19 protein-coding genes are annotated in these 17,017 nt (G+C 68.8%); 11 read left to right on the top strand and 8 right to left on the bottom strand.

From position 1 onward, the window contains the following. Positions 1 to 10: 10 nt before the first annotated feature. Together argF and C4F17_RS11130 are read right to left on the bottom strand one after the other, a co-directional pair. On the bottom strand, positions 11 to 946 hold the full coding sequence (gene argF, locus C4F17_RS11135; RefSeq protein ID WP_106935266.1) for an ornithine carbamoyltransferase: 936 nt from the start codon (positions 944 to 946) through the stop codon (positions 11 to 13). Further along, positions 943 to 2,151 carry an aspartate aminotransferase family protein gene (locus C4F17_RS11130; RefSeq protein ID WP_106935265.1) on the bottom strand — a complete coding sequence of 403 codons (1,209 nt, stop codon included), beginning with the start codon at positions 2,149 to 2,151 and terminating at the stop codon, positions 943 to 945. Before C4F17_RS11130 ends, argF begins: the two co-directional genes overlap by 4 nt. Before the next feature lie 160 nt (positions 2,152 to 2,311). Here C4F17_RS11130 and C4F17_RS11125 point away from each other — a divergent pair, with 160 nt between their 5' ends. After that, complete coding sequence (locus tag C4F17_RS11125) at positions 2,312 to 2,641, top strand: DUF3579 domain-containing protein (RefSeq protein ID WP_081270633.1); 330 nt, start codon at positions 2,312 to 2,314, stop codon at positions 2,639 to 2,641. A gap of 137 nt (positions 2,642 to 2,778) precedes the next feature. On the opposite strand, the gene rpsT is transcribed toward C4F17_RS11125, so the two are convergent. After that, positions 2,779 to 3,093: a 30S ribosomal protein S20 gene (gene rpsT / locus C4F17_RS11120; protein ID WP_007831346.1), complete on the bottom strand. Its 315-nt coding sequence runs from the start codon at positions 3,091 to 3,093 to the stop codon at positions 2,779 to 2,781. A gap of 129 nt (positions 3,094 to 3,222) precedes the next feature. Between rpsT and murJ the strand changes: the two genes are divergently transcribed. The 5 genes from murJ (at position 3,223) to C4F17_RS11095 (ending at position 7,992) form a co-directional block, all read left to right on the top strand. Further along, on the top strand, positions 3,223 to 4,776 hold the full coding sequence (murJ, locus tag C4F17_RS11115; protein WP_106935264.1) for a murein biosynthesis integral membrane protein MurJ: 1,554 nt from the start codon (positions 3,223 to 3,225) through the stop codon (positions 4,774 to 4,776). 41 nt (positions 4,777 to 4,817) lie between these two features. After that, a complete protein-coding gene (locus tag C4F17_RS11110) occupies positions 4,818 to 5,669 on the top strand; it encodes a SirB1 family protein (protein ID WP_106935263.1) in 852 nt (283 codons plus the stop codon). Between the two features lies 1 nt (position 5,670). Beyond that, on the top strand, positions 5,671 to 6,099 hold the full coding sequence (locus C4F17_RS11105) for a bleomycin resistance protein (protein ID WP_106935262.1): 429 nt from the start codon (positions 5,671 to 5,673) through the stop codon (positions 6,097 to 6,099). Between the two features lie 140 nt (positions 6,100 to 6,239). Then, entirely contained in the window at positions 6,240 to 6,671 is a 432-nt protein-coding gene (locus C4F17_RS11100; protein ID WP_106935261.1) for a YciI family protein, read from the top strand. A 28-nt stretch (positions 6,672 to 6,699) separates the two neighbouring features. After that, positions 6,700 to 7,992: an RNA polymerase sigma factor gene (locus C4F17_RS11095; protein WP_106935260.1), complete on the top strand. Its 1,293-nt coding sequence runs from the start codon at positions 6,700 to 6,702 to the stop codon at positions 7,990 to 7,992. A 24-nt stretch (positions 7,993 to 8,016) separates the two neighbouring features. Here C4F17_RS11095 and C4F17_RS11090 read toward each other — a convergent pair whose 3' ends face one another. From C4F17_RS11090 to purM, 5 genes are all read right to left on the bottom strand, one after another. Next, complete coding sequence (locus C4F17_RS11090; protein ID WP_106935259.1) at positions 8,017 to 9,021, bottom strand: GlxA family transcriptional regulator; 1,005 nt, start codon at positions 9,019 to 9,021, stop codon at positions 8,017 to 8,019. Next, positions 8,982 to 9,608, bottom strand: a complete 627-nt coding sequence (locus tag C4F17_RS11085; protein WP_106935258.1) for a DJ-1/PfpI family protein — start codon at positions 9,606 to 9,608, stop codon at positions 8,982 to 8,984. The genes C4F17_RS11090 and C4F17_RS11085 overlap by 40 nt, the downstream gene beginning before the upstream one ends. Further along, the gene (locus tag C4F17_RS11080) at positions 9,605 to 10,165 is read right to left on the bottom strand and encodes an isochorismatase family protein (protein ID WP_106935257.1); all 561 of its coding nucleotides are present in this window, start codon (positions 10,163 to 10,165) and stop codon (positions 9,605 to 9,607) included. Before C4F17_RS11080 ends, C4F17_RS11085 begins: the two co-directional genes overlap by 4 nt. A gap of 128 nt (positions 10,166 to 10,293) precedes the next feature. Further along, the gene (locus C4F17_RS11075) at positions 10,294 to 11,385 is read right to left on the bottom strand and encodes an AI-2E family transporter (protein WP_081270624.1); all 1,092 of its coding nucleotides are present in this window, start codon (positions 11,383 to 11,385) and stop codon (positions 10,294 to 10,296) included. A 51-nt stretch (positions 11,386 to 11,436) separates the two neighbouring features. Next, positions 11,437 to 12,477, bottom strand: coding sequence for a phosphoribosylformylglycinamidine cyclo-ligase (purM, locus tag C4F17_RS11070; protein WP_106935256.1), 1,041 nt, complete (start codon positions 12,475 to 12,477; stop codon positions 11,437 to 11,439). Between the two features lie 141 nt (positions 12,478 to 12,618). On the opposite strand from purM, the gene hda reads away from it, so the two are divergent. From hda to C4F17_RS11045, 5 genes are all read left to right on the top strand, one after another. Then, positions 12,619 to 13,305, top strand: a complete 687-nt coding sequence (gene hda / locus C4F17_RS11065; protein WP_285412070.1) for a DnaA regulatory inactivator Hda — start codon at positions 12,619 to 12,621, stop codon at positions 13,303 to 13,305. A gap of 28 nt (positions 13,306 to 13,333) precedes the next feature. Beyond that, positions 13,334 to 14,974 (top strand): polynucleotide adenylyltransferase PcnB, encoded by a 1,641-nt coding sequence (gene pcnB / locus C4F17_RS11060; protein ID WP_106935255.1) that lies wholly within the window; start codon positions 13,334 to 13,336, stop codon positions 14,972 to 14,974. Then, entirely contained in the window at positions 14,971 to 15,618 is a 648-nt protein-coding gene (folK, locus tag C4F17_RS11055) for a 2-amino-4-hydroxy-6-hydroxymethyldihydropteridine diphosphokinase (RefSeq protein WP_106935254.1), read from the top strand. Before pcnB ends, folK begins: the two co-directional genes overlap by 4 nt. A 6-nt stretch (positions 15,619 to 15,624) precedes the next feature. Beyond that, positions 15,625 to 16,233, top strand: coding sequence for a trimeric intracellular cation channel family protein (locus tag C4F17_RS11050; RefSeq protein ID WP_106935253.1), 609 nt, complete (start codon positions 15,625 to 15,627; stop codon positions 16,231 to 16,233). Positions 16,234 to 16,359: 126 nt separating this feature from the next. Next, complete coding sequence (locus C4F17_RS11045) at positions 16,360 to 17,004, top strand: DUF47 domain-containing protein (protein WP_081266931.1); 645 nt, start codon at positions 16,360 to 16,362, stop codon at positions 17,002 to 17,004. The last annotated feature ends 13 nt before the right edge of the window (positions 17,005 to 17,017 follow it).

Here is a 17,017-nt window from a genome sequence, read left to right as displayed (position 1 = left end):
CGAAAGCTTCTCAGAGCCTGCCGAGCAGCAGGAACTCCATCAGCGCCTTCTGGGCATGAAGGCGGTTCTCCGCCTCGTCCCACACCACCGACTGCGGGCCGTCGATGACTTCGGCCTGCACTTCCTCGCCGCGGTGGGCGGGCAGGCAGTGCATGAAGAGCGCGTCGGGCTGGGCGGCGCGCATCATGTCCTCGTCGACGCACCAGTCGGCGAAGGCCTTGCGGCGGGCTTCGTTCTCGGCTTCGTAGCCCATGCTGGTCCAGACGTCGGTGGTGACGAGGTCGGCGCCGCGGCAGGCTTCCATCGGGTCCTTGAAGACCTTGTAGCTGTCGCCCGAGCGGATGCCGGCGATCGACTGGTCGACCTCGTAGCCGCTGGGCGTGCTCACGTGCACCGTGAAGCCCAGGATCTCGGCCGCCTGCAGCCAGGTGTTGGCCATGTTGTTGCCGTCGCCGACCCACGCCACGGTCTTGCCCTGGATGGAGCCTCGGTGCTCGATGTACGTGAAGATGTCCGCCAGGATCTGGCAGGGGTGGAACTCGTTGGTCAGGCCGTTGATGACCGGCACGCGCGAGTGCGCCGCGAAGGCGTCGATCTTGGTCTGCTCGTAGGTGCGGATCATCACGATGTCGACCATGCGGCTGATGACCTTGGCGCTGTCCTCGATGGGCTCGGCGCGGCCGAGCTGGCTGTCGCCGGTGGTCAGGTGGACCACGCTGCCGCCGAGCTGGTACATGCCGGCCTCGAAGCTCACGCGGGTGCGCGTGCTGGCCTTCTCGAAGATCATGGCCATCGTGCGGTCGACCAGCGGCTGGTGCTTCTCGTAGGTCTTGAACTTCTTCTTGATGACCGCCATGCGGTCGAAGAGGTAGGCGTATTCGTCGGCCGTGAAGTCGGCGAACTGCAGGTAGTGCCGGATGTTCGTGTTCGCGGTGGCGGTCGTCATTGGGGTGCGGGCTCCGACAGGAAGGCTTTGACGATGGGCGCGAGGATGGCGACGATCTCGTCGGCCTCGGCGATGGTCAGGATGAGCGGCGGAACGAGGCGGATCACCTTGTCGGCCGTCACGCTCAGCAGCAGGCCGGCGTCGCAGGCGCGGTTCAGGATCACGCCGCAGGGGCGGTCGAGCTCGATGCCCAGCATCAGGCCCTGGCCGCGCACTTCCTTCACGCCCGGCAGGCCGCCGATCTCGCGCTCCAGCGCGGCCTTCAGGTGGGCGCCCACGGTGGCGGCGTTCTCGAGCAGCTTGTGCTCTTCCATGATGCGGATGGTCTCGACGCCGGCGCGCATGGCCAGCGGGTTGCCGCCGAAGGTGGTGCCGTGGTTGCCGGGGGCGAAGATGCCGGCGGCCTTGGGGCCGGCCACCACGGCGCCGATCGGCACGCCCGAACCCAGGCCCTTGGCCAGCGGCATCACGTCGGGCTTGATGCCCGCCCACTGGTGGGCGAACCACTTGCCGGTGCGGCCCATGCCGCACTGCACTTCGTCGATCATCATGAGCCAGTCGCGCTCGTCGCACAGCGCGCGCACCTGCTTGAGGTATTCCCAGCGCATCGGGTGGATGCCGCCTTCGCCCTGGATGGTCTCGAAGAACACGGCGACCACGTTCGGGTTGCCCTCGGTGGCCTTCTTCAGCGCCTCGATGTCGTTCAGCGGCACGCGGATGAAGCCCTCGACCAGCGGGCCGAAGCCGGCCTGCACCTTGGGGTTGCCGGTGGCCGACAGCGTGGCGATGCTGCGGCCGTGGAAGGCGGCTTCGTAGACGACGATCTCGGGGCGCTCGATGCCCTTGTCGTGGCCGTACTTGCGGGCCAGCTTCAGGGCGGCTTCGTTGGCTTCGAGGCCGGTGGAGCAGAAGAAGACGTTGGTGAGGCCCGACAGTTCGGTCAGCTTGGCGGCCAGCTGTTCCTGGCCGGGCACGTGGTAGTAGTTGGAGCTGTGGATCAGCTTGGTCAGCTGGTCCTGCAGGGCGGGCACCAGCTCGGGGTGGTTGTGGCCCAGGGTGTTGACGGCAATGCCGCCGAGGCCGTCGATGTAGGCCTTGCCCGTGGTGTCCCAGACTCGGCAGCCCTGGCCGTGCGACAGTGCGATCGGCAGGCGACCGTAGGTGTTCATGACGTGGGGCGAGGTGGGCTGGGCGGTAGCGCTCATTCGGGTTCTCCAGATAGGGAACGCGGATTCTAGGCGTGCGGTTTGACGGCTTCGTTGAGGATTCCGCATTACAGCAATGCCCCATGTTCAGGATGCAAAAAGTGGCGCAGATAGAATTGCGTGTTGCACCGCAGCACCTGCTCGGGCGCCTCATTCAACGATGATTTCCCCCACAGCCAAAGAAATCTTCATCCAGGGCATCACCAAGGATGGACGGACCTTTCGCCCGAGCGATTGGGCCGAGCGCCTTGCCGGCGTGATGAGCTCCTTCCGCCCCGGTGGCGCCTTTCCCGGCAGCTACCTGAGCTACTCCCCGTGGTGCGTGCCGACGACCATCAACGGCGTGAAGTGCGTGGTCGTGAACCGCGCGCTGCGCGATGCCGAGCCCATGGCCTGGGATTTCTGCGTGAACTTCGCGAAAGACAACGACCTGCAGGTCGCCGAGGCCTGCCTGGTGCCCGACACACCCATCCCCCCCAAGAAGGCCTGACAGACAGGCCTTTTTCTTTTTTGCGAGCCGATCAGGCATGAAAAAACCGCCCGAAGGCGGTTTTTTACACTTTGCTGCAGCGCACCCCGATCAAACGGCGGACCGGAGAATTCCGGTCCGGGCTTGCCTGACAGGTGTCAGGCGGCGGCCTTTTCAGGCGCCAGGGCGAGGGCCTTGACCTTGGCCGACAGGCGGCTCTTGTCGCGGGCGGCCTTGTTCTTGTGGAAGATGCCCTTGTCGGCGACGGTGTCGACGATGCTCTGGGCCTTCGCGAACAGTTCGCTTGCCTTGGTCTTGTCGCCAGCCAGAACAGCCTTTTCGACGTTCTTGACAGCGGTACGGTATTTGGAGCGCAGCGAGGTGTTCGCAGCGTTGAGCTTGGTGTCCTGGCGGACGCGCTTACGGCCGGAGGCGAGGCGCGGGTTCTTTTTCTTGGGCTTGGCGGATGCCATGATTTAGTTCCTTAGGTGTCTGAGGATGATGCAGCAAAGCCCTCCATTATAGGCCGGGTTGGCCCTTTCGCCCAATTCGCGCCCGAATCGGCCCGTTCCGGCGGCCGGCGGGGCCTAAACTCGGCCCCCGTGTCCCTGCTCAAATCCGCCTCCACCGTCTCCCTGCTGACTCTCGCTTCGCGGATCACGGGCCTTGTGCGCGACGTGCTTTTCGCCTCGGTATTCGGCGTCAGCGCGCTGACCGACGCGTTCAACGTCGCCTTCCGCATTCCCAACCTGTTTCGCCGCGTCTTTGGCGAAGGCGCCTTCAGCCAGGCTTTCGTGCCGGTGCTGGCCGCGCGCAAGACCGAAGACGGCCAGGAAGGCGCGCGGCAGCTGATCGACCATGTCGCCACCCTGCTGACCTGGACGCTGCTGATCGTCTGCGTGGCCGGCGTGGTCGGTGCGCCCCTGATGGTGTGGGCGATGGCAAGCGGGTTGCCGGGCTTCGACTCGGCCGTGGTCATGACGCGCTGGATGTTCCCGTACATCGGCTTCATGTCGCTGGTGGCGCTGGCCGGGGGCATTCTCAATACCTGGCGCAAGTTCGCGGTGCCGGCGGCTTCGCCGGTGCTGCTGAACATCGCGCTGATCCTGTCGATCGTGATCGGCGCGCCGCTTTTCCGGCGCTGGGGCGTGGAGCCGATCTACGCGCAGTGCGTGGGCGTGCTGGTGGGGGGCGTGCTGCAACTGGCCCTGCAGATCCCGGCGCTGCGCAGGCTCGGGCTGCTGCCGCGCATCGGCGTGAGCCTGCGGGCGCTGCGCACCGCGTGGACCGACCCGAACACGCGCAAGGTGCTCAGGCTGATGCTGCCCGCGCTGCTGGGCGTCAGCGTGGCGCAGATCTCGCTGCTCATCAATACGCAGATCGCCTCGCACCTCGCGGTGGGCAGCGTGACATGGATCACCAATGCCGACCGGCTGATGGAATTTCCCACCGCCATGCTCGGCGTCGCGCTCGGCGTGGTGCTGATGCCGCAGCTCTCCAGCGCCCGTGCCGCCAAGGACGATGCGCGCTATTCGTCGCTGCTCGACTGGGGCCTGCGCCTCGTGGTCATGCTTTCGGCGCCCTGCGCCATCGCGTTGCTGCTTTTTGCCAGGCCCCTGGTGGCGGTGCTTTTCCACAATGGCGCCTACACCGGCGAGGACGTGGGCCGCACGACCCTGGCGCTGATGGGCTACGGCGTCGGCCTCGTGGGCATCGTGGCCGTGAAGGTGCTCGCGCCCGGCTACTACGCCAAGCACGACACGCGCACGCCGATGCTCATCGCCGTGGGCGTGCTGGTGCTGACGCAGGTGCTCAACGTCTTCCTGGTGCCGGTGCTGCAGCACGCGGCGCTCACGCTGACCATCGCCATCGGGGCGCTGGTCAATTCGGCCTGGCTGCTGGCCGGCTTGATCCGCCGCGGCAGCTACAAGCCCGAACCCGGCTGGGGCAAGTTCGCGCTGCAGGTGCTGGCGGGCACGCTGGTGCTGGCGGCGCTGCTGGCGTGGGGCTCGGCGCATTTCGACTGGGTCGGCCTGCGCGCGCAGCGCCTGCTGCGCATCGGCCTGCTGGCCGCGCTGATCGCCGCTTCCGTGGTGGTGTACTTCGGCGTGCTGGCGGCGGCGGGCGTTCGCTTGCGCAGTTTTCTGCGCCGCTGAACACGCCTTGACGCCCCCGGCGGGCTCCTCTACAAAGACACATGACGTTCAGCTTTCAGGTTCCCTCCGCGCTGGAGTATTTCGAATCGCTGGTCCGCAGCGACGATCACTTTCCGCTGCTCGAAGCCGCCGCCAGCCTGGCGCAGGACGAGTACCCCGACCTCGACGTGCAGCAGGTGCTGGGCGACGTCGACCAGCTCCTGGCCCGCCTGAAGCGCCGCCTGCCGGCCGACGCGGCCCCGCTGGCGCGGTTGCGCGCGCTGAACCAGTTCTTCTTCAACGACCTGAACTTCGGCGGCAACCTCAACGACTACTACGACCCCGACAACAGCTACCTGAACGCCGTGCTGCGCACCCGCCGCGGCATTCCGATTTCGCTGGCGGTGCTGTGGATGGAACTGGCGCAGGGCCTGGACCTGCAGGCGCGGGGCATCGGCTTTCCGGGCCACTTCATGCTCAAGGTGACGCTGCCCAAGGGGCAGGTGGTGATCGATCCGTTCACCGGCAAGTCGCTGTCGCGCGAAGAGCTCGGGGAGCGGCTCGAGCCCTACAAGCGCAGCAACGGCCTGGTGGGCGACTTCGATGTGCCGCTGGGCCTGTACCTGCAGCCGGCCAGCTCGCGCGAGATCATCGCGCGCATGCTGCGCAACCTGAAGGAGGTGCACCACGCGCAGGAAGACTGGCTGCGCGTCATTGCCGTGCAGGACCGGCTGATCGCCCTGCTGCCCGGCGCCTGGGGCGAATACCGCGACCGCGGCATCGCGCACGCCGAGCAGGGCAACACCACGCAGGCCGTGCGCGACCTCGAAACCTACCTGTCGAAGGCCGAAGACGCCCTGGACATCGACGCGATCGCCGAGCGCGTCGCCGCCCTGCGCCGCATGGCCAATTGAGATGGACACCAAGGCCGGTGTGAGCCCGGCGCCCGACCTGGGCACCCTGCATGAGTTCCACGGCGTGCAGCCGGTGCTGCCGGTGTCGGACGTGTCGCGCGCCGCGCGCTGGTTTCGCGACGTGCTGGGCTTCGAGCTCGACTTCATCGCCGGCGAACCGCCCAGCTATGCCCGCGTGAAGAAGGGCGACCGCAGCTACGGCGACCCGGTCTACCTGCGGCTGTGGCAGTGCAACACCCGCGGGGCCGTGCCCTGGCGCGGCGAAATCGTGATCCACGTGGGCAAGGACATCGACGGCCTGCATGCGGCTTACGTGAAACGCGGCGTGACGGTCGTCGAACCGCCGGTGTCCCAGCCCTGGGGCCTGCGCGAATTCGCGATCCGCGAACCCGACGGTCATGTGTTGCGCTTCTGCAGCTCCCTGCCCTGACGCCACCGTCTGGGGCCGGAAACACAAAATTACAGATAGATCGATGCCGCCGTGTCGATCCGACTTCCGCTCGTCCGACGTGTGAACAGGAGCAGCAGTTTCCAGCGGCTCCCAGCCTCATCAACTTCAGGAGAAAAGACATGCGATTCATGATTCTGGTCAAGGCCAACGCCGATTCCGAAGCCGGCGTGATGCCCAGCACCGAAATCCTCACCGCCATGGGCAAGTTCAACGAAGAACTGGTCAAGGCCGGCGTGCTGCTGGCCGGCGAGGGCCTGCACCCCAGTTCCAAGGGCGCGCGCGTGCGCTGCGAAGGCCCGACCAAGCGCACCGTCATCGACGGCCCCTTCGCCGAGACCAAGGAGCTGCTGGCCGGCTTCTGGCTGTTCCAGGTGAAGTCGAAGGAAGAAGCCATCGAGTGGATCAAGCGCAGTCCCTTCCAGGAGGGCGAGATCGAGATCCGCCAGGTGTTCGAGGCCGCCGACTTCGGCGACGCCATGACGCCTGAGCTGCTTGCCCAGGAAGACCGCCTGCGCGCCGAGACCGAGGCCCGCGGCAAGACCGGCAGCTGACAGCTCCCGGCGCATCGCGGGAGCCGCCGTGACCGCAGAAGAGGGCCGCGAGGGCGCCATCCGCCGCACCGTCGAGGCGGTGTGGCGCATGGAGTCCGCGAAGATCATTGCCACCGTCGCGCGCATGGTGCGCGACGTGGGCCTGGCCGAAGAACTGGCGCAGGACGCGCTTGTCTCCGCCCTCGAGCAGTGGCCCGGCGAAGGCGTGCCAGACAACCCCGCCGCCTGGCTCACCGCCGTGGCCAAGCGCCGCGCGCTCGACCGCCTGCGCCACCGGCAACTGGCCGAGCACAAGGCCGGCGAGATCGGCCGCGAGTTCGATGCGCAGCACGAAATGGCGCAGGCCGACTTCGCCGACGCGGTCGATGCGGCGCTGGACGACGACATCGGCGACGACCTGCTGCGGCTGGTGTTCACCGCCTGCCATCCGGTGCTGTCGACCGAGGCGCGCGTGGCGCTCACGCTGCGTCTGATGGGCGGCCTCGCGACGGACGAGATCGCCCGCGCGTTCCTCGTGCCCGAGGCCACCGTGGCGCAGCGCATCGTGCGCGCCAAGCGCACGCTGGCCGAGGCGCGCGTGCCCTTCGAGGTGCCGCGCCGCCGCGAGCTGGAAGGCCGGCTCGCTTCGGTGCTCGAAGTGATCTACCTGATCTTCAACGAAGGCTATTCGGCCACCGCCGGCGACGACTGGATGCGCCCCGCGCTGTGCGACGAGGCCCTGCGCCTCGGCCGCATCCTGGCCGAGCTGATGCCCAAGGAGGCGGAAGTGCACGGCCTCGTCGCGCTGATGGAAATCCAGGCCTCGCGCACCGCCGCGCGCGTCGGCGCCTCGGGCGAGCCGGTGTTGCTGCTCGAGCAGAACCGTGCGCGCTGGGACCACATGCTGATCCGCCGCGGCCTGGCCGCGCTCGCACGCGCCGAATCGCTCGGCGGCGCGCTCGGCCCCTACGCGCTGCAGGCCGCCATTGCCGCCTGCCATGGCCGTGCGCGCACGGCTGACGAAACCGACTGGGCGCGCATCGCCGCGCTCTACGACGCGCTGGCCGAGCTCGCGCCGTCGCCCATCGTCAAGCTCAACCGCGCGGTCGCGCTGTCGATGGCATTCGGACCGGCGGCGGGGCTGGAGGTGGTCGACGCGCTCATGGACGAGCCCGCGCTCAAGGGCTACCACCTGCTGCCGACGGTGCGCGGCGACCTGCTGTTCAAGCTCGGGCGCCGCGACGAGGCGCGCAGGGAGTTCGACCGCGCCGCCGCGCTCACGCGCAACACGCGCGAGCGTGCGTTGCTGCTCGCGCGTGCGCGGGCCTGCATGGCCGGGTGAACGCCCGGCGCCGGGTGCCGCAGCTCAGGCCTTGAAAGCCTGGCCGGCCTCCGAGGGCGAGCCCGGCAAGCCGAACTGGTGCCACGCGCGGCGCAATTGCGTGTCGGAGCCGAAGCCCGACTGCTCCGCCGCCCGCGTGACGCTGGCGCCGGAGGCCAGCGCGAGCTGCGCCACCGCCAGCCGCAGCCTGCGCAGGTAGGCCAGCGGCGCGACGCCCGCATGTTCCATGAAAAGCCGCGTGAGATGCCGTGCCGACGTATGCGCCACCTCTGCCATGCGCGGCACGCTCCAGTCGGCCTGCGGCTGCTCGCTGACCGCGTCCTGCACGCGGTGCAGCGCGGCATGCAGGTGGTTGCGGTAGGCCAGGAAGGGCGACAGCTCCGGGTCTTGCGGGCCGCGCCGCAGCGCCACCACCATGGTCTGCGCGACCTGCGCCGCCAGCGCCTCGCCGCAGAGTTCTGCGATGCGGTGCAGCACGAGGTCGATGCCGGTCGTCACGCCCGCGCTGCTGTAGACCGGCGGGTCGATCACGAACACCCGGTTGGCGACCACGTCGCAGCGCGGCTCCACCGTGCGCAGTTCGCCCAGGTGATGATGGTGCGTGGTCGCGCGACGGCCCGCGAGCGCGCCGGCATGCGCCGCCAGCACGGCGCCGGCGCAGATCGTCACCAGTTCCAGGCCGCCGCGCTCGAAGCGCTGGCCGCGCAGCCAGTGCAGCAGGTCTTGCGCCTCCGGGGTGTCGACGGCGATGGTGTCGCCGGGCAGTCCGACCAGCACGACCCAGCCGGGGCCGTCCCACCGCACCGGCAGCGGCGCGAGTCCGGAAAGCGCGACGCCGACCGAGCCCATCGCGGTCGGCCGGGGGCTTGCGAACTCGATCGCGAAGCGCTCGGGCTGGCCCATGGCCCGCAGCCGCTGGTTGGCGATGCGCAGTGCCTCGGCCGGGCCGGCCCAGTCGAGCACCAAGCTGCCGGGCAGCAGGACGAAAACTACGCGGATGGGCTGGTGCCGGCGGGGTTGCGGGTCCATGCGTAGTCCATCTGGCGCGCGGTGCGCTCGGCCAGTTCGCGGCCGGCCAGGCGCTCCACGAGGTGCAGGCTCATGTCGATGCCGGCGCTGATGCCGGCCGAGCTGACGATGCGCCCGGTATCAACCCAGCGCAGGTCTTCGCGCACGTTCAGCGCGGGGAACTGCGCGCGCAGGTCGGCGATGTCTTCCCAGTGCGTGGTGACGGCGTCGCTGGTGACCACGCCGCTGGCGGCCAGCAGGAAGACGCCGGTGCAGACCGAGGCGACCACCTGCGCGCCGGCCGCGTTGCGGGCGATCCAGCGCAGGGTGTCGGGGCTCGCCAGCGGCGCGTCGACCACGCCGCCGGGAACGACCAGCACGTCGGCTTGCGGGCTGTCTGCCAGCGTGTGATTGGCCAGCAGTTGCAGGCCGGCGCGCGCCTGCACCGTCTGGCCCAGGGCCGCCGAGACCACCTCGAAGGGCGCGGCAGTGCCCGGTCGCATCCGCTGGCTGACGCGGCTCGCGGTGGTGAAGACCTCGAAGGGGCCGGCGAAATCGAGCGCCTCCACGCCGTCGAACGCCAGGATCACTACGCGCAGGGTGCTCATGCCACGGCCCGTTCCAGCGCCTGCGCCACGGTGCAGACGGTGGCGAAGCGGCCATGCAGCACGGTCGCGGTGCGGGCCTTGATGTCGGCGGCCGACAGCGGCCTGCCGTCAGGCTGCACCATGTCGAAGGTCAGGGTGGCGTCGGTCACGTAGTCGACCTGCCAGCCCAGGTCGGACGCGTGGCGGGTGGTGGTTTCGCAGCACTGCTCGGTGCGGATGCCGCTCACGATCAGCCGGCCGATGCCGTTCTGCGTGAGCCACACGTCGAGCCCGCTGTTGACCAGCGCGCTGTGGCGGTGCTTGGTGAAGTTGGCGGCGGCCTCGAAATGCGCCAGCCCGGCGATGGGACGCACATGGCCGGATTCGACCGCGAAGGGGTTGCTCGCGTCCGAGGGCCCGTCGGTGTGGAAGATCCGCACGACCGGCAGGCCGGCGGCGGTGCAGCCTTCGATCAGGGCGTTCTGGGCGCCCAGGTAGGCGGCGGCCAGGCTTTCGTTCCAGTAGGGGCGATGGCGGAACGACTCCTGCGCGTCGATCACAATCAGACAGGTTTTCATGGCGGCGGCTCGCAAGGGTGCGGAGTGGATGATGCCCCCGATTCTTTCGTGCGGCCAGCCGGCGGGCCGCTCGGTGCCGGACCAGAATCGATCAGATCCGGACATCGCTGATCGCGCGCGCGGTCAGGTCAGACCAGCGCAGCCGCCTGCAGCTCTTTCTTCAGGTACGCGTAGTACAGCGGCGCCGCCACCAGCCCGGCCGGGCCGAACACCGCCTCGGCCACGAACATCACGGCCAGCAGTTCCCACACGCTCATCTGCGTGCGTGCGCCGACCACCTTGGCGTTGATGACGTATTCGGCCTTGTGGATCACGATCAGGAAGATCAGGCAGGCCGCCGCCGTGACCGGCGACACCGACAGCCCCACCAGCGTGATCACCGAGTTGCACACCAGGTTGCCCACGATGGGCACCAGGCCCGCGAGGAAGGTGAGGGTGATGAGCGCCGGCGTGTACGGCAGGTGCGCGCCCCACATCGGCATGACGAACAGCAGGAAGATGGCCGTGAGCAGCGTGTTGAAGGCGGCGATCCAGAACTGGGCCGCGACGATCTGCCCGAAGGCCTCGCCGAAGGTCTGCACGCGCTGGTGCAATTGGTCGGCCAGCGGCATGCGGCGCGGCGCGGCATGCGCCACGGCCGCCAGCGCGCCGACGATCAGCCCCACGTAGGAAAAGAGCAGCCCGTGCAGCCAGGCGCGGCCGGCCATGGCCAGCGAGCCGGCCTGCGCGCGCAGGTAGTTGGCGATCACGCGCTGGATCTCGGCCGCGCCCTCGGGCAGGTAGGCCGCGATCTCGCCGGGCAGCTTGGAGCGCAGCTCTAGCACCGTGCGCGCCGTGTAGTCGAGCAGCTCGCGGTACTGGTCGGGCGCGTCGACGATGTATTCGCGGGCCTGCGACAGCAGCAGCGTGAGCAGCGCGATCGGCCCCACCAGCACCAGGATCACGGCCAGCACGTTGGCCCAGCCGCCGGCTCGTTCAGGGCGCCTGCCGAGCGGCGGAATGCGCTGCAGGCCGCCCGTGAGCACGCGCGCGAACCAGCGCGTGGCCAGGAAGCCGATGCACACGCACAGCAATCCGGGCAGCAGGTGCTCCCACATCACCAGCAGGAGCGCGCCCAGCATCAGCAGGTAGCTCGCGATGATCACCCCGCGCGAGGCCGGGGGGCGTTGGATGGGGGCCGTCGCAACGGCGGGGGTGATGGGTTGCGGCTTGTTGGCCATCCGGTGGGTGTCGCGTGCTCTGTTCAGGGAATCGGACGGAGCAGCCGGCGGTCAGCCGACGACCACCGGGGCGCCTTCGCCGCGCGTGGCGATCACGCCGATCTCATGCACCGTCTCGCCGGCGGCGCGCAGGGTGGCGGCACAGGCGGCGGCTTCGGCCGCGTCGATGACCACGACCATGCCGATGCCGTTGTTGAAGGTGCGGTTCATCTCGATGTCGTCGATGCCGGCCACCTTCTGCAGCCAGGCGAACAGCTCGGTCTGCGGCCAGCTGCCCTTTTTGAGGTGGGCGGCGGTGCCTTCGGGCAGCACGCGCGGGATGTTTTCCAGCAGGCCGCCGCCGGTGATGTGGGCCAGCGCCTTGATCGGGTGCTTGCCCAGCGCTTCGAGCACCGGCTTCACGTAGAGGTGGGTGGGCTCCATCACGGCTTCGCGGAAGGGCTTGCCGTCCAGCGTGGCGGGAAGGTCGGCGCCGGCGCGCTCGATCACCTTGCGCACCAGGCTGAAACCGTTGGAATGCACGCCCGCCGAGGCCAGGCCCAGCACCACGTCGCCGGGCTTGACGTTCTGACCCGTGAGGATCTTCGATTTTTCGACCGCGCCGACCGCGAAGCCCGCCAGGTCGTATTCGCCGGCCGGGTACATGCCGGGCATTTCGGCGGTTTCGCCGCCGATCAGTGCGCAACCCGAGAGTTCGCAGCCGCGGGCGATGCCGCCGACCACGGCAGCGGCGGTGTCCACGTCGAGCTTGCCGCAGGCGAAGTAGTCGAGGAAGAAGAGCGGCTCGGCGCCCTGCACCAGCACGTCGTTGACGCTCATGGCCACCAGGTCGATGCCGACGGTGTCGTGCATGTTCCATTCGAAGGCCAGCTTGAGCTTGGTGCCCACGCCATCGGTGCCGCTGACCAGCACCGGTTCCTTGTAGCGCTTGGGCACCTCGAACAGGGCGCCGAAGCCGCCGATGCCGGCCAGCACGCCTTCGCGCATGGTCTTCTTGGCCAGGGGCTTGATGCGGTCGACCAGTGCGTCGCCGGCATCGATGTCGACACCTGCGTCCTTGTAGCTGAGCGGGGTGGGCGTGGAGGAGGTCATGGTTGGTCGAGGTCGGGAAGGACGCGAAAGGATGCGAGGACTAGGGAGCGGAAGGCGGCCCCGGTAACCATGTTGGCCGGGCCGATAGAATTCCTCACGATTTTAAGGGCCCTCGCGGCCCCCTCCATGAACCTTCCCGGGATGAAACAGCTCGCGCTCGATATCGGCATTGCGACGGGCCCCAGCTTCGACGCCTTTTTTGCCGGCCCCAACGAGGCGGCGCTGCGGCACCTGCAAGTGTGGGTGGGCGGCGCCGGCGGCCCCGCGCTGCACTCGCCGGTGCCGACCTATCTGTGGGGCGACGGCGGCAGCGGCAAGACCCACCTGCTCGAATCGGTGCGTGTCGCACTGCGCGAGCAGGGCGCCAGCGTGGGCTGGCTGCACGCCGGCCTGCTGGAGCCGCCCGAGTTCGACGAGCGCTGGGGCGCCGTCCTGCTCGACGACGTCCACCTCTACACCGCAGTGCAGCAGCACGCGGCCTTCAACTGGTTCGTGAACGCCCAGACCCTGCAGCGCGGCGTGGTCGCCGCCGGCGCCTTGCCGCCGGCCGACCTGCCGCTGCGCGAAGACCTGCGCACCCGCCTCGGCTGGGGCCATGTGTTCCACCTGCAGGTGCTGAGCGAAAGCGAACGCCGCGCGGTGCTGCGCCAGGCGGCCGACGCGCGCGGCGTGATGCTGTCCGACGACGTGCTCGACTACATGCTGCACCGCTTCAGCCGCGACCTCGGCAGCCTGATGGAGCTGCTCTCGCAGCTCGACGGCTATGCCCTGCAGACGCAACGCGCGATCACCATTCCGCTGATCCGCTCCATGCTCGAGAACGAATAAAAGAGCGAACTAGGCTTTCAACCAACAAATGATCAAGAAATTCATCGACAAGCTGCTCGGCAAGACCGCCGGCGGCGCACAGGGCAAGAGCCGCTTCGGCAAGCGCCAGGAGGTGCCGGCAGAGGTTCACAAGATCGATCCGGCCCTGGTCGACGAACGCGCGAAGAACGTGGTCACCACGCTGCAGCAGGCCGGCTTCGAGGCCTACGTGGTGGGCGGCGCGGTTCGCGACCTGCTGCTGGGGCTGCGCCCCAAGGACTTCGACGTGGCCACCAATGCCACGCCGGAGCAGGTCAAGTCGCTGTTTCGCCGCGCGTTCATCATCGGGCGGCGCTTTCGCATCGTGCACGTGGTGTACGGCCGGGGCCGCGAGCACGAGGTGATCGAGGTCTCGACCTTCCGCGCCTACATGGACAACGCCGCCGCCGAGCAGGTGGCGGGCAACGAGCGCACCAGCAAGGGCGAGCTCGCCAGCATGAAGCATGCGGTGGACGCCAGCGGCCGGGTGCTGCGCGACAACGTCTGGGGTCCGCAGGAAGAAGACGCGGCGCGCCGCGACTTCACCGTCAACGCCATGTACTACGACCCGGCCAACCAGGTCGTGGTCGACTATCACAACGGCATCAAGGACGCCCAGAAGCTCACCTTGCGCATGATCGGCGACCCGGCCACGCGCTACCGCGAAGACCCGGTGCGCATCATTCGCGCCATTCGCTTCTCGGCCAAGCTCGCGGCCCTGGGCTTCAAGATGGAAGCCAAGACGGCCGCCCCGCTGGTCGAGTCGAGCAGGCTGCTGGCCGACGTGCCGCAGAGTCGCCTGTTCGACGAAATGCTCAAGTTGTTGCAGACCGGCCATGCAATTGCCACGGTCGAGCAACTGAACAAGCTGGGGCTGGCCAAGGGCATCTATCCGCTGCTCGACGTGGTGGTCGAGCGTGCCGACCAGCCCTTCGTCAAGGCCGCCCTGCAGGACACCGATCGCCGCGTGGGCGAAGGCAAGCCCGTGGCGCCCAGCTTCCTGCTGGCCTGCGTGCTGTGGGCCGACGTGCGCGACGGCTGGGCCCAGCGCCAGGAAGGCCAGCGCGGCCAGCGCCCGCAGGCGCCGTTCCCTGCGCTGCAGGACGCCATCGACGACGTGTTCAACGCCCGCATCGGCGACGTGTCCGGCCGCGGCAAGCTGGCCGCCGACATGCGCGAGATCTGGATGATGCAGCCGCGCTTCGACAAGCGCACCGGCTCCACGCCCTACAGCCTGGTCGAGCAGGCGCGTTTTCGCGCCGCCTTCGACTTCATGCGCCTGCGCGCCGACGTGGGCGAGGTCAGCGAGGCGATTGCCGAGTGGTGGCAGGAATTCAGCATTGCCGACGACGTGCGCCGGCAAGACCTGCTGGAGCAGGTGCGCGAAGAACAGAAGGTTCGCCAGCGCGTGCGGGTGCGCGACACCGCCGCGCCGGCCAAGCTGCGCAACGAGCCCGCGCCTCGCCAGAACCCGCCCCAGAACCAGGGCCGCGGCCAGGATGCGGAGCCGGACGACGAGGTCGAAGTCGAGGCCGGTGCCGTTCCGCCCGATGGCGAAGCCGCGGCGCCGCGCAAGCGCCGGCGCCGCCGCAAGCCGCGCCCCGCGGGTGGTGGCGGCGGTGAGGGCGGCGGCAGCGCCGCAGGCGAATGAGCGCGTCCAACCAGCCGAAGGACGGCAGGAAAAAGCCGGCGGCGAAGGCCGGCAAGCCGAAGGCCGCGCCGCCGCGCGCCGCAGGCAAGCCGCCGGCAGCCGGCGCCAGGAGCGGGCCGCCCGCTCGCCGCGCGCCCGGCCGTGCCCCCTCGCGCGGCCCCCGCGGCCCGCGCGAGGACTACCCGACCGTGCAGGCTTTCGTCGCCATCGGCGCCAACCTTGGCGATGCCGAGGCGTCCGTGAAGGCGGCCATGGCCGCGATCGGCGCGCTGCAGCGAACCCAGGTGACGGCCCGCTCGTCGCTCTATCGCAGCGAGCCGGTGGACGCCGAAGGCCCTGATTTCATCAATGCCGTGGTGGCCGTGCGCACCGGCCTGGATGCCGAGCAGTTCCTGGTGGCATTGCAGCGCCTGGAGACGCAGGCAGGCCGCGAGCGGCCTTTTCCCAATGCGCCGCGCACGCTCGACCTCGACTTGCTGATGCACGGCAATTCGGTGATCGACACGCCGACCCTGACCCTGCCGCATCCTCGCATGCGGGAGCGCGCCTTCGTGCTGAAGCCGCTTGCCGAAATCGCGCCCGACAAGGTGCCGCGCGCGGCGCTGGCGCGCGTCACGGGCCAGGTGGTCAAGCGCATCGTCTAGACGGCCGTGCTGCTCTACGTCCTCGATCTCGCCGGCGTGGCGGTTTTCGCGGTCAGTGGGGCATTGGCGGCCGGCCACGCGGGCCTCGACTGGCTGGGCGTGGTGGTGATCGCTTCTGTCACCGCGGTGGGCGGCGGCACGCTGCGCGACCTGCTGCTCGACCGGCATCCGGTGTTCTGGATCCGCGACACCCGCTATGTCTACATGATCCTGGCCGCGGCGGCGTTCACCATCGCCTGGGTGCACTGGATGCCCCTGCACGAGCATTTGCTGGCCGTTGCCGACGCACTGGGGCTCGGCCTGTTTGTCATCGCCGGCGCGCAGGTGGCCGAGGAAAGGCGCCTGCCGGCCGTCATCGTGATACTTGTCGGCACCATGACCGGCGCGGCCGGCGGCCTGCTGCGCGACGTGTTCACCGCCCGCGTTCCGCTGCTGCTGAGCAGCGGCATCTACGGCTCGGCCGCCATCGCGGGCATTGCGGCCTACCTGCTGCTGCAGGCCGCCGGCACGCCGCGCCGCTGGGCCTTTCATGCAGGTGTGCTGCTGATCGTGGCGCTTCGCATGGGCGGCATTTATGGCGGCTGGCACCTGCCGGTGCTGCGCTTGCCGGCCTGAATTTCTGGCGTTCCATCGGCCTTGAAAAGCCGGTCGGACCGGATTGGACGCTCGCGCCCGTTAAACTTCGCCGGTTTTTTCATGAAGGCGTCATGAAATTGTGATTGGCGCACCCCAGGAGTTTCCATGTTCGGCAAGCTGCTGCCCCGCGAGGGCAATTTCTTCGAGATGTTCAACCAGCACGCCGAGCGCATCGTGGAGGCGGCCAGGGCGTTCGAGCAACTGGTCGCCAACTACAGCGACGTGCACCTGCGCGAGCAGTACAACCGCGACGTCGACAACGCCGAGCGCGCCGCCGACCGCGTGACGCACGACGTCAACCGGCTGATCCACAAGACTTTCATCACGCCCATCGACCGCGAGCAGATCCACAAGCTCATCAACACGATGGACGACGTTGCCGACCTGATTCAGGACTCGGCCGAGACCATGGCGCTGTACGACGTGCGCCACATGACCGACGAGATCGTGCGCCTCACGGCACTGAGCGTGAAGTGCTGCGACCGCCTGAAGGACGCCGTCAAGTACCTCGGCAAGATCGCCGACCCGGCCGTGGCCGAGGCCACGCTCAAGACCTGCGAGGAAATCGACCGCCTCGAATCGGACGCCGACCGCGTCATGCGCAGCGCCATGAGCAAGCTGTTCCGCGAGGAGCCGGATGTGCGCGAGGTCATCAAGCTCAAGGCGATCTACGAGCTGCTGGAGACGATCACCGACAAGTGCGAGGACGTGGCCAACGTGATCGAGGGCATCGTCCTCGAGAATTCCTGAGCGGGTAGCGACC

It is taken from the genome of Variovorax sp. PMC12 (genome assembly GCF_003019815.1).
Taxonomy (GTDB): Bacteria; Pseudomonadota; Gammaproteobacteria; order Burkholderiales; family Burkholderiaceae_C; genus Variovorax.
This window is presented reverse-complemented; position numbering and strand designations above follow the sequence as displayed.

Bases quoted from the DNA above. Each gene is read 5' to 3' on its own strand.
- pcnB (WP_106935255.1), top strand. From the start codon at position 13,334: ATGATCAAGAAATTCATCGACAAGCTGCTCGGCAAGACCGCCGGCGGC.
- C4F17_RS11100 (WP_106935261.1), top strand. From the start codon at position 6,240: ATGCGATTCATGATTCTGGTCAAGGCCAACGCCGATTCCGAAGCCGGC.
- rpsT (WP_007831346.1), bottom strand. From the start codon at position 3,093: ATGGCATCCGCCAAGCCCAAGAAAAAGAACCCGCGCCTCGCCTCCGGC.
- C4F17_RS11090 (WP_106935259.1), bottom strand. From the start codon at position 9,021: ATGGACCCGCAACCCCGCCGGCACCAGCCCATCCGCGTAGTTTTCGTC.
- C4F17_RS11110 (WP_106935263.1), top strand. From the start codon at position 4,818: ATGACGTTCAGCTTTCAGGTTCCCTCCGCGCTGGAGTATTTCGAATCG.
- C4F17_RS11085 (WP_106935258.1), bottom strand. From the start codon at position 9,608: ATGAGCACCCTGCGCGTAGTGATCCTGGCGTTCGACGGCGTGGAGGCG.
- hda (WP_285412070.1), top strand. From the start codon at position 12,619: ATGAAACAGCTCGCGCTCGATATCGGCATTGCGACGGGCCCCAGCTTC.
- C4F17_RS11125 (WP_081270633.1), top strand. From the start codon at position 2,312: ATGATTTCCCCCACAGCCAAAGAAATCTTCATCCAGGGCATCACCAAG.
- C4F17_RS11105 (WP_106935262.1), top strand. From the start codon at position 5,671: ATGGACACCAAGGCCGGTGTGAGCCCGGCGCCCGACCTGGGCACCCTG.
- argF (WP_106935266.1), bottom strand. From the start codon at position 946: ATGACGACCGCCACCGCGAACACGAACATCCGGCACTACCTGCAGTTC.
- C4F17_RS11130 (WP_106935265.1), bottom strand. From the start codon at position 2,151: ATGAGCGCTACCGCCCAGCCCACCTCGCCCCACGTCATGAACACCTAC.
- C4F17_RS11045 (WP_081266931.1), top strand. From the start codon at position 16,360: ATGTTCGGCAAGCTGCTGCCCCGCGAGGGCAATTTCTTCGAGATGTTC.
- folK (WP_106935254.1), top strand. From the start codon at position 14,971: ATGAGCGCGTCCAACCAGCCGAAGGACGGCAGGAAAAAGCCGGCGGCG.
- C4F17_RS11075 (WP_081270624.1), bottom strand. From the start codon at position 11,385: ATGGCCAACAAGCCGCAACCCATCACCCCCGCCGTTGCGACGGCCCCC.
- purM (WP_106935256.1), bottom strand. From the start codon at position 12,477: ATGACCTCCTCCACGCCCACCCCGCTCAGCTACAAGGACGCAGGTGTC.
- C4F17_RS11080 (WP_106935257.1), bottom strand. From the start codon at position 10,165: ATGAAAACCTGTCTGATTGTGATCGACGCGCAGGAGTCGTTCCGCCAT.